Origin of the sequence: Microbacterium sp. ZOR0019 (assembly GCF_000800925.1) — a bacterium.
Classification (GTDB): domain Bacteria; phylum Actinomycetota; class Actinomycetes; order Actinomycetales; family Microbacteriaceae; genus Microbacterium; species Microbacterium aurugineum.
Genome location: NZ_JRKC01000023.1, coordinates 24,444 through 34,509, shown reverse-complemented (window position 1 = coordinate 34,509; position 10,066 = coordinate 24,444). Strand labels below are relative to the sequence as shown.

The window sequence follows — 10,066 nt, the reverse complement described above, 5'->3', positions numbered from 1 at the left end:
CGGACCGCGGCGCGGCGCTTCACCGCGCTCGCGAACCACGGATGGGCGGCCCGCGCCGACGCCGTGCGGCTGGAAGCAAGGCAGCGCGCCCACCCGCATCGCGCGATCGACGCGGACGAGTTCGACCGCGTCGCGAAGGCTCTCGACCGTGCAGGATTCCGCACCGAGGCGACCGGTCTGCGGCTGAGTGCCCGCCGAGACGGCCGCGGGCGCCTGCCCCGGCTCGACGAGAACGCTCCGACCCCGCTCCGCCTGCGCGCCCAGGAAGTGCGGGCTGCGCGCGCCACCTCGGCCGGACGCGACCGGGAGGCGCTGCGTGCTGCCGCGGCCGGACTCGACCTCCTCACCACCTGGCAGCAGTCTTTCGGTGCGCTCGACCTGCAGGCGTCGGTGGCCATGCATGGCAGCGACCTGATGTTCGCGGGGCTCTCCGCCGCGGCGAGACTGAAAGAACCGGAGACTCTGTTCGAGTGGTCGGAACGCGCACGACACCTCAGTCAGCAGGTCGCACCGGTCCGGCCTCCGCATGACGAATCCCTCGCCGTCGATCTGGCGGAACTGCGGATGCTGCGCGCCGAGCTCACCGGCGCCGACTGGACCAGGGATGCCAGGGTGCGGGCCCTGCGCGACCGGGTGCGAGAACGCCAGTGGACCATGACCGGGTCCGGCGGCACCCGCGAACGACTCGACCTCACGGAGGCGACAGCGCGACTCGCCCCCGGCACCACGGTGCTCTCCTACGTGTTCACGGGTTCCACCCTGCACGGCATCGTCGTGGCGTCTTCGGGAGCCACGGTCGTCGACCTGTCCTGGGCGCGTGTGGAGGCGGCACTCGACGGTCTCCGCGCCGACCTCGACATGGCCGCGCTCACTCGTGGCGGGCTGATGGGGGCGGTGACGGAGCGGGCGCTCGCCTCCCGCCTGGCACTCCTCGATGCGGAGGTGCTCACTCCTCTTCTTCGGGCGGCGCCTCCCGCGGATCGGCTGGCGATCACCGTTCCGGGCGCCCTCGCCGGGGTGCCGTGGGCGATGCTGCCCGGCATGATCGGCGTACCGTTCACGCTCGCCACATCGGTGTCCCGCCTGCTGGGCGGACCCGCACGTGGAGATGCTCCTCCGCGGTCGATCGGTTTCGCCGCCGGGCCTCGGGTCGCTCGGGCAGGAGATGAGGTGTCGCGGGCAGCGGCAGCCTGGCGCGGCGCAGACCGGACGCCGGACATCCTGGAAGGAGCGGAGGCGACCGTCGCGGCTGTGACCGAACTCGCGGCGCGCACCGACGTGCTGCACATCGCGGCGCACGGCCGGCACGCGGTGGACAACCCCCTGTTCTCGGGCTTCGAGCTCGTCGACGGCACCCTCTTCGGCTACGACGTCGACCTGATCCCGCGCGTCCCCGCGACGGTGATCCTGTCGGCGTGCGAACTCGGCCGCTCCTCGGTGCGCTGGGGCGAGGAGGCGTTGGGCATGACCCGCGTCTGGCTGCACGCGGGTGCCGACTGCGTCATCGCCGCGCCCGTGGCGGTCCCGGATGACGTCGCCGCAGAACTGCTGAGCGCCGTGCACACCGGGCTCTCCGCCGGCGCGGCTCCCGCCGATGCGCTCACGCGGGCCGCCCTCGACACCGGCCACACCGCGCCGTTCCAGTGCCACGGCGATGGATTCTGACCTTTTTCTCCAATCGGTGTATCAGAACGGACGCCGCATGCTCCTGTTCTTCGGAAGGTGCCATGCGAAGGGCCTCGAAGGGAGAGGCGCGAGGGAGGCGCAGTCGGATCTGGGGAATCATGCGCGCTGGGGAGCGTGAAACACGACACGGACACCATCTGCTCGAGGATGACGCGGCACACCGCCGCGACACCCTCAAGGGGCCTCGACGATCTGGGGACGTCGAGGCCCTCAGGGTGTCCGGGGTTCAGGCGACCAGCACCGCGTACCCGGCGGCACGCAGGCCGGCGAGCGCTTCGGCATCGGCCCCCGCATCCGTGATGACGGTCGGGAAGAGGTCGACGCCGCCGACGCTCGAGAAGGCCTCCACGCCGAGCTTGCTGGCGTCGGTCACCACGACCGCGCGGCGGGCACGCTCGGCCATCATCCGGTTCACCGCGGCCTCGCGCTCGTCCTGCGTGGTCGCACCGGCGACCGCGTCCATCCCGTTCACGCCGATGAACGCGATGTCGAGGCGCACCCCGCGGAGGAGCTGCTCGACGAACGGCCCGACGAGTTCGTAGCTGCGCGAATGGATGACCCCGCCGGTCACGACCACCTTGATGTCGGGCCGCGTGGCGAGCTGGGCGGCGATGTTCACGGCGTTCGTCACGACCGTGATGCCGCCGTTCCCCGACAGGTCGTCGCGGGCGGCGAGCGCGGCGGCGATGGCCGTCGTGGTCGTGCCGCCCGAGAGCCCGACCACCATGCCGGGCGCGACGAGACCGGCCGCGACCTGCGCGATGCTGGCCTTCTCGTGCGTGCGCAGATGGCTCTTGTACCGGATGGGCAGCTCGTAGGCGACGGTCTGCGCCACGGCACCACCGTGCGTACGAGTGAGCAGACGCTGCTCGGCGAGCGTGTCGAGGTCGCGCCGGGTCGTGGCCGACGACGCGCCGAACCGTTCCACGAGCTCGTCGACCGTGACCTCTCCGCTCGCGGCGAGGAGATCGAGGATCGCGTTCAGCCGGGCAGCGCGTTTCATCAGGACACCGCGCCGACGGGTTGCAGCGCGAACAGCCGGAGCATCCGCGCAGCCTCCTCGGCGAGTGCGTCGCGGGCGGGGGCGAGGTACTTGCGCGAGTCGACCAGCCGCTCATCCGTCCCGAGCTTCTCGCGCACCGCGCGGGTGAAGAACCCGTTCAGGTGCGTCGAGACGTTGATCTTGGTCATCCCCGCACGCACGGCTTCGGCGATCACGGCATCCGCGACTCCGGACGATCCGTGCAGGACCAGGGGAACGGACAGCGCCTCATGCAGGCGACCGATCAGTTCGAGGTCCAGCGAGGCCGTGCGATCGGTCATCGCGTGCGAGGATCCGACCGCCACCGCGAGCGCATCCACCCCGGTCGCGGCGACGAAGGCCCGCGCCTCGTCGGGGTCCGTGCGCACTCCCGGCGCATGGGCACCGTCCTTGCCGCCCACCTCGCCGAGCTCGCCTTCGACGTACACACCGGCCGCATGAGCACGAGCGGCGACGGCGGCGGTGAGCGCCACGTTGTCGTCGTAGGGCAGCGCACCGCCGTCGAACATGACCGACCCGAAGCCGAGCGCGATGGCTTCGTCGACCAGTTCCGGCCGCTCGGCATGGTCGAGGTGCACCGCCACGGGGGTCTCGGCGCGCCGGGCCACGGCGAGCGTGGCCAGTGCGATGGGCTCGAGCCCGCCGTGGTAGTCGGCGCAGTTCTGCGAGATCTGAAGGATGACGGGCAGCTGAGCGAGCGCGGCGGCGCGCACCAACCCCTCGGCCGTCTCGAGGTGGATCACGTTGAAGGCGCCGATGCCGGTCCCGGCGGCAGCTGCCGCAGAGACGAGGTCGCGAGCGGAGACGAGGGTCACGAAGGGTCCTTCCGGAACGAAGCGGGGTCGGGATACGAGAGGAGGAGCTGCTGTTCGAGCTCGGTCCAGCGGGGCGAGATGTCCCCGGCGAGGGGTGTCAGCACCGCGGCCGCGGACCACGCGGTCGCCCGGCGCAGGATCTGCTCGGGATCGCGCACGCCTTCGGCGTACAGCACGGCGCAGGCGGCGACACCCGCGTCACCGGCCCCGGTCGGGTTGCCGGCGAGGGGTTCGTCGAGGCGCGCGTGCACGAGCGCGGATGCCGTGACGGCGAGCATCCCCTCCGCGCCGAGCGAGAGCAGCACGAGCTCGGTGCCGCGGGCGATCAGCGACCGCGCACCCGCCACCGGATCCGTGATGCCGGTGGCCTCGACGAGTTCTGCCGCGTTGGGCTTGAGCACGGTGGCACCGGCGTCCGCCGCCCGGAGGAGCGCGGGACCGGACGTGTCGACGATGACCGGCACACCGGCGTCCCTCCCCACCGCGATGAGCATGGGGAGCAGGGAATCCGGGGCGCCGGGTGGCACACTCCCGGAGACGACCAGCACCCGTGTTCCGGGGAGCCGCTCGACGACTTCGGCGAGCAGGGCGGCCCACTCGGGGTCGGTCGGATTGCTGCCGCGCTCGTTGACGATCGTGGTGTCGCCGAGCGACTCGTCGACCACGGCGATGCTGCGTCGGGTCTCTGCGACGACGGGCACCAGGGCGTGCGGAACGCCGCTGGCACCGAGTTCGGCCGCGAACTCCTGACCGACCCGTCCGCCCGTCGTGGTGATCGCGAGGACGTCCGCCCCCTCGGCGTGGGCCACGCGTGCGACGTTGAGCCCCTTGCCTCCCGCTCGGGCCGCACCCGCGTCTGCACGGTGCGTGCCGCCTTCGATGAGGCGGTCGACCCGCCAGGTGAGGTCGAGCGCGGGGTTCGGGGTGACGGTCAGGATCACGTGAGCTCCCTGGCACGCAGGCCGGCGCCGAGCAGACCGGCGTTCCCGGAGAGCTCGGCAGGCACGAGGACGGGAAGGCGGTGGAAGCTGAGGCGTGCAGCCAGGCGTGTGCGCAGCTCGTCGAAGAGGGCTCCGCCGGCGCGCGAGAGACCGCCGCCGATGACCACGGCCTCGGGAGCGACCACGGCGGTGAGCTGTGCGAGCGACATCGTCAGCGCATCGAGGGCGGAATCCCAGATCTCCGCGGCGACCTCGTCTCCGGCCGCGGCTCGGGCGATCACATCCTTCGCGCCGTCGGGGGTGACGCCGGTCGCCTCACGGTAGCGTCGGGCGATCGCCCCGGCGGAGGCGACGGCTTCCAGACATCCCCGCGCTCCGCAGGCGCAGATCGGGCCGTCGGCGATCGGCGAGTGACCGATCTCCCCCGCGTACCCGCCGGCCGTGTGGGGGATCCCGCCGATCAGCAGCGCCCCGGCGATCCCCGTGCCGATCACGAGCACGACCGCGTCGGCGTAGTCGCGGGCACCGCCGAGGCGACGCTCCGCCCAGCTCGCCGCGCGGACGTCATGGTCGAACCCCACCGGCAGACCGAGGCGTTCGGCAGCGAGGTCACGCAAGGGGGAGTCGTGCCAGCCGAGATTGCTCGCGAACACCCCGAGCCCCGCTTCCGCATCGACGATTCCCGGAACGACGAGCCCCACCGCCTGGGGCACCACGTCGGGATATGCGGCACGGAGCTCGTCCGCGAGAACCTCGAGACGTTCGAGCAGCACCTGTGTGCGGTCGCCGTCCGCGATCGGCGTGGGCGTACGACGGAGTCCGAGGGCGGAGCCATTCGCATCGAACAGCGCCGACTTGATGTCGGTACCGCCGACGTCGAACGCCAGCACCGGCGCCCCCGCGCCGAGCGTCCGCACGGCCGCGAGCGTCTCGCCGGTGGCGTCGCGCACGACGTCGGGCACGGCGGCGGCCCCGTCAGCTCGGGTCATGGTCGGCTCCGGCGGCGTGGGTCATGCATCCAGGATGACGGATCGCGTGAGGTTGCGGGGCTGATCGGGGTCGAGCCCCCGCGCGACGGCGCGGTCGAGGGCGGTGCGGTGCAGGCGCACGAGGTCGGCGAGCGGGTCGATCGCACGCTGCTCGAACCGGGCGCCGGTGGCCTCCACCTGAGCGGAGAGTCCCTCCGGGGCCGTGCCGAACTGCCACGTCACGCGTCCGGGCGCCGCGATCGCGATCGGGCCGTGTCGGTAGTCCATCGACGGGTACGCCTCGGTCCACGACTGCGAGGACTCGCGCAGCTTGAGGGCGGCCTCATGCGCGAGACCGATCGTCCATCCCCGCCCGAGGAACGTGTACTGCTCCGCATCGCGCAGCTCGTCGTCGCCGGGCTCGGCCAGCACAGCGGTCGCGTCGGCGATCGCTCCGGTGAGGTCTTCACCGAGCGAGGCGCGGAACAGCGCGAGCGCCGTCGTCGCGAAGCGCGTCTGCACCACCGACTGCTCGTCCGCGAACGGGAGCAGGACCGCCTCGTCGACGAGGGAGACGAGAGGGGAGGTCGGGTCGCCGATCACGCCGATCGTCGGGATGCGCCCCTTGATGCGCTCGACGAGCTCGAGCACCTCGGTGGTCGTGCCGGAGCGGGTGAGGGCGACGACCGCGTCGTAGCCGCGGTCGATGAAGGCCTCCGAAGCGGCGAACGCATCGGTCTCGCCCTGCCCGGCGGTCTCGCGGAGAGCGGCGTACGACTGCGCCATGAACCACGAGGTGCCGCAGCCGACGACCGCGACGCGCGCACCGGTGGCGGGAAGCAGACCCTGCTCGGCCTTCAGGTCTGCGGCCGTGGCCCAGGTCTGCGGCTGGGAGTGGAGCTCTTCGCGCATGTGCGCGCCGGGCAGTGATGCAGTCATCGGGGTGCCTTTCTGGCGAGAAGTTGCGTACTTGTGATTGTTTAAGGCTTGATCCGATCATAGTATGGCGCAAAGGAACATCAACTCCAGGTTCTGCTTGATTTGTTTGTTCCCTTGACAAATAATCGGAAAAGTTCCAACGCCTCGACGTCGATCCCATCGACGCCGAGAACCCCGAGCCCCGGCTTGAACGATCGCGATGCCATCCGGCGAAGCGGTCACCACGCACTGTCGCGTGATGTGCTTGCGACTGTGCACCACACCCCCTCCCGAAGCGGCCCGCCGCCAGGGACGGACACTCACAGTGAGGAATGCAATACACATGAAGAAGTCACTGCGGTTCGGCGCCGCCGCCATTGCGGCCGTCGCCACGCTCTCGCTCGCTTCGTGCGGGTTCGGCGGATCGTCCGGAGACAGCGGAGGCGGAGACGGTTCGACCACTCTCGACCTCCTCGTCCCGAGCTACTCCGACGGCACCAAGGCGAACTGGGAGACGGTGATCGACGGGTTCGAGAAGGCCAACCCCGACATCAAGGTCAAGCTCGAGGTGCAGTCGTGGGACAACCTCGAGAAGGTCGTCTCCACCAAGATCCAGGCCGGCGAGGCACCGGACATCTACAACGGCGGTCCGTTCGCCGGGTTCGTCGGCGACGAGCTGCTCTACCCCGTGAAGGACGTCGTCTCGGAGGAGACCTACTCCGACTTCCAGGACTCGTTCCTGAAGAACGCCGAGGTCGACGGCACCGCGTACGCTCTGCCGCTGATCGCATCCGCCCGTGCCCTGTTCGTCAACAACGCCCTGCTCGACCAGGCCGGCGTCGAGGCTCCGACCGACTGGGACTCGCTGCTGGATGCCGCGACCAAGGTGTCCGCGCTCGGCGGCGGCGTCGCCGGTTACGGGATGCCGCTCGGGTCCGAAGAGGCACAGGCCGAGGCGGCCGTGTGGCTGTGGGGCGGCGGCGGATCGTTCGGCGATGCGTCCGAGATCACGATCGACACCCCGGAGAACCTCGTGGGTGCCGAGCAGATCAAGAAGATGATCGACGCCGGCGCGACGCAGGCCGACCCCGGCTCGACGCAGCGTTCGCCGCTGATGGACATCTTCATCCAGGGCAAGATCGGCATGCAGGTCGGCCTCCCGCCGACGGTCGGCCAGATCGCCGAGGGCAACCCCGACCTGGACTACTCCATCGTCCCGATCCCGACGAAGGACGGCTCGCCGTTCACGCTCGGCGTCATGGACCAGCTGATGGCGTTCCAGAACGACGATGACAAGAAGGAAGCGATCACCAAGTTCTTCGACTACTACTACTCGGCCGACGTGTACGTGCCGTGGGTGCAGGCCGAGGGCTTCCTCCCCGTCACCAAGTCGGGTGCCGAGCAGCTCTCCGGCGAGGAGGCTCTCAAGCCGTTCCTCGACGTGCTGCCCGACGCCCAGTTCTACCCGTCGACCAACCCGAAGTGGTCCGCCGCCGACGGTGCGTTCAAGTCGCTGTTCGGCCAGCTTCAGACGAAGCCGGCACAGGACGTGCTGACCGAGATCCAGGCGCAGGTCGACGCGGGCTGAGCCCGCTGACAGGAGAGGTTCGGGTACCCGAATGAGCCAGAAGACAGAGTCCTCGAACCTCGCGGGGGCGGCCACCGGCCGCCCCCGCACCCGGAAGACCCCGGATGCCCTTCGCGGCAGGCCGGGTGGAAAGGATCTGCTCCAGGCGCTGCCCTGGATCGCCCCCGCGCTGCTGCTCATCATCGGCGTGGTCTTCTTCCCCGCCGGGGTGATGTTCTTCAACTCGACGCGCGACATCTCCCTGTCCGGCCTCGACAAGGGATCCGTCGGCTTCGACAACTTCGTCACCGTCTTCACGTTCGCCGAGTTCTGGCCGATCTTCTTCCGCACGATCGTCTGGGTCGTGTCGGTCGTGCTGTTCACGGTCGTCATCTCGCTCGGACTCGCGCAGATCCTGAACAAGGCCTTCCCCGGACGCCAGCTCGTGCGCATGGCCGTCATCGTCCCGTGGGCCGCGTCGGTCGTCATGACGACGATGGTGTTCTACTACAGCCTCGAGCCGTACTTCGGCATCTTCAACAAGTTCCTCTACGACCTCGGGCTCTCCGACGATGCCGTCGGATACGGGTGGACGAAGAACCCCGCGACGGCGTTCGCCTGGTCGATCGTGATCGCGATCTTCGTGTCACTGCCCTTCACGACCTACACCATCCTCGCGGGCCTGCAGTCCGTCCCGGCCGATGCGATCGAGGCGGCGAAGATGGACGGAGCCGGCCCCGCCCGCACGTACTGGTCGATCGTCCTGCCGCAGCTGCGCAGCGCACTGGCGGTCGCCGTCCTGATCAACATCATCAACGTGTTCAACTCGCTGCCGATCCTGAAGGTGATGACCGGCTCGATCCCCGGCTACGGCGCCGACACGATCATGACGCTGATCTTCAAGTACATCGAACTGCAGAAGAAGGTGGATGTCGCCAGCGCGCTCTCCGTCGTCGCCTTCCTCATCGTCATCGTGATCGTCGCGGCGTACGTGAAGATCGTCAAGCCCATGAAGGAGGTCTGATCATGACCGTGACCGAGACCGCCCTCGTGACCACCGCCGGCTCCTCGCCCGCGCCGCGCATCCCCGGCCGCAAGCGCCGCTACACCGAAGACCAGGTCACGCTGCCCCGTGTCATCCTCCGCACCGTGGCCGGGTTCCTCGTGCTCGCGATCTTCGTGCTGCCGTATCTGATCATGTTCTTCGGCTCGGTGAAGACGAAGCCGCAGATCCGCTCCGTCGACCCCACGTATCTGCCGACGGAGTGGCACTGGGAGAACTACATCACCATGTGGTCCACCCCCGAGACGCCGCTGCCGTACAACCTGATCTCGACGATCATCATCGCCGTGTTCGCGACGCTGCTCGTGCTGCTGGTCGCCCTGCCTGCCGCGTACTACACCGCCCGGTTCAAGTTCCCCGGCCGCATGGTGTTCCTGTTCCTGGTCATCATCACCCAGATGCTGCAGCCCGCGGTGCTCACCTCGGGCCTGTTCCGGCAGTTCACGACCCTCGGGCTCGGCGACACCTGGGCCGCCATGATCTTCATCAACGCCGCGTTCAACCTGTCGTTCGCGGTGTGGATCATGCACTCCTTCTTCGCCGGCATCCCCAAGGAGGTCGACGAAGCCGCCCAGATCGACGGCGCCGGACGCTTCACCGTGCTCTTCAAGATCAACCTGCCGCTCGTGTGGCCGGGCATCGTCACGGCGATCGTGTTCACGTTCGTCGCCTGCTGGAACGAATTCGCGGCCTCGCTCGTGATCCTCTCGACCGACAAGAACCAGCCGCTCTCCGTCGCGCTCACCAAGTTCGTCGGTCAGTACGAGACCAGCTGGCAGTACGTGTTCGGAGTCTCGATCGTCGCGATCCTGCCCGTGGTCATCCTGTTCATGCTCATCGAGAAGCGCCTCGTCGGAGGCCTCACCGCCGGCAGCGTGAAGTAGGAGCCCCGGCGAAGCGGTCCCGGGCGGAGCGGTCCCGTCCGGAGGGCTCCCGTCCGGAGCGGTCCTCCCGGAGCGGTCCTCCCGGAGCGGTCCTCCCGGAATGAAGGAGTTCTCACGGTATGAAGGAGTGCATATGGAATCCGCTCCTTCATTCCGTGAGAACTCCTTCACGACGAGAGGGA

Annotated in this window: 9 protein-coding genes; 4 read left to right on the top strand and 5 right to left on the bottom strand. The window is 69.4% G+C overall.

From position 1 onward, the window contains the following. On the top strand, positions 1-1,665 hold a 1,665-nt coding region (locus tag L978_RS07085), incomplete at its 5' end, for a CHAT domain-containing protein (protein WP_047521768.1). A gap of 247 nt (positions 1,666-1,912) precedes the next feature. Here the strand turns inward: L978_RS07085 and L978_RS07080 are convergent. The 5 genes from L978_RS07080 to L978_RS07060 are packed head-to-tail and all read right to left on the bottom strand — an operon-like array spanning position 1,913 to position 6,391. Next, positions 1,913-2,689, bottom strand: coding sequence for a DeoR/GlpR family DNA-binding transcription regulator (locus L978_RS07080; protein WP_047521766.1), 777 nt, complete (start codon positions 2,687-2,689; stop codon positions 1,913-1,915). Beyond that, a complete protein-coding gene (locus L978_RS07075) occupies positions 2,689-3,543 on the bottom strand; it encodes a class II fructose-bisphosphate aldolase (RefSeq protein WP_047521765.1) in 855 nt (284 codons plus the stop codon). The genes L978_RS07080 and L978_RS07075 overlap by 1 nt, the downstream gene beginning before the upstream one ends. After that, positions 3,540-4,484, bottom strand: a complete 945-nt coding sequence (locus tag L978_RS07070; protein ID WP_047521763.1) for a 1-phosphofructokinase family hexose kinase — start codon at positions 4,482-4,484, stop codon at positions 3,540-3,542. Before L978_RS07070 ends, L978_RS07075 begins: the two co-directional genes overlap by 4 nt. Next, positions 4,481-5,473 (bottom strand): ROK family protein, encoded by a 993-nt coding sequence (locus L978_RS07065; protein WP_081996951.1) that lies wholly within the window; start codon positions 5,471-5,473, stop codon positions 4,481-4,483. The genes L978_RS07070 and L978_RS07065 overlap by 4 nt, the downstream gene beginning before the upstream one ends. Before the next feature lie 21 nt (positions 5,474-5,494). Continuing rightward, positions 5,495-6,391: an SIS domain-containing protein gene (locus L978_RS07060; protein WP_047521761.1), complete on the bottom strand. Its 897-nt coding sequence runs from the start codon at positions 6,389-6,391 to the stop codon at positions 5,495-5,497. Positions 6,392-6,713: 322 nt separating this feature from the next. Here L978_RS07060 and L978_RS07055 point away from each other — a divergent pair, with 322 nt between their 5' ends. The 3 genes from L978_RS07055 to L978_RS07045 are packed head-to-tail and all read left to right on the top strand — an operon-like array spanning position 6,714 to position 9,884. Beyond that, positions 6,714-7,958 carry an extracellular solute-binding protein gene (locus tag L978_RS07055; protein ID WP_047521759.1) on the top strand — a complete coding sequence of 415 codons (1,245 nt, stop codon included), beginning with the start codon at positions 6,714-6,716 and terminating at the stop codon, positions 7,956-7,958. A gap of 31 nt (positions 7,959-7,989) precedes the next feature. Further along, positions 7,990-8,961, top strand: a complete 972-nt coding sequence (locus tag L978_RS07050; protein WP_047521757.1) for a carbohydrate ABC transporter permease — start codon at positions 7,990-7,992, stop codon at positions 8,959-8,961. A gap of 2 nt (positions 8,962-8,963) precedes the next feature. Next, a complete protein-coding gene (locus tag L978_RS07045) occupies positions 8,964-9,884 on the top strand; it encodes a carbohydrate ABC transporter permease (RefSeq protein WP_194239318.1) in 921 nt (306 codons plus the stop codon). The last annotated feature ends 182 nt before the right edge of the window (positions 9,885-10,066 follow it).

Bases quoted from the DNA above. Each gene is read 5' to 3' on its own strand.
- L978_RS07065 (WP_081996951.1), bottom strand. From the start codon at position 5,473: ATGACCCGAGCTGACGGGGCCGCCGCCGTGCCCGACGTCGTGCGCGAC.
- L978_RS07080 (WP_047521766.1), bottom strand. From the start codon at position 2,689: ATGAAACGCGCTGCCCGGCTGAACGCGATCCTCGATCTCCTCGCCGCG.
- L978_RS07050 (WP_047521757.1), top strand. From the start codon at position 7,990: ATGAGCCAGAAGACAGAGTCCTCGAACCTCGCGGGGGCGGCCACCGGC.
- L978_RS07060 (WP_047521761.1), bottom strand. From the start codon at position 6,391: ATGACTGCATCACTGCCCGGCGCGCACATGCGCGAAGAGCTCCACTCC.
- L978_RS07055 (WP_047521759.1), top strand. From the start codon at position 6,714: ATGAAGAAGTCACTGCGGTTCGGCGCCGCCGCCATTGCGGCCGTCGCC.
- L978_RS07045 (WP_194239318.1), top strand. From the start codon at position 8,964: ATGACCGTGACCGAGACCGCCCTCGTGACCACCGCCGGCTCCTCGCCC.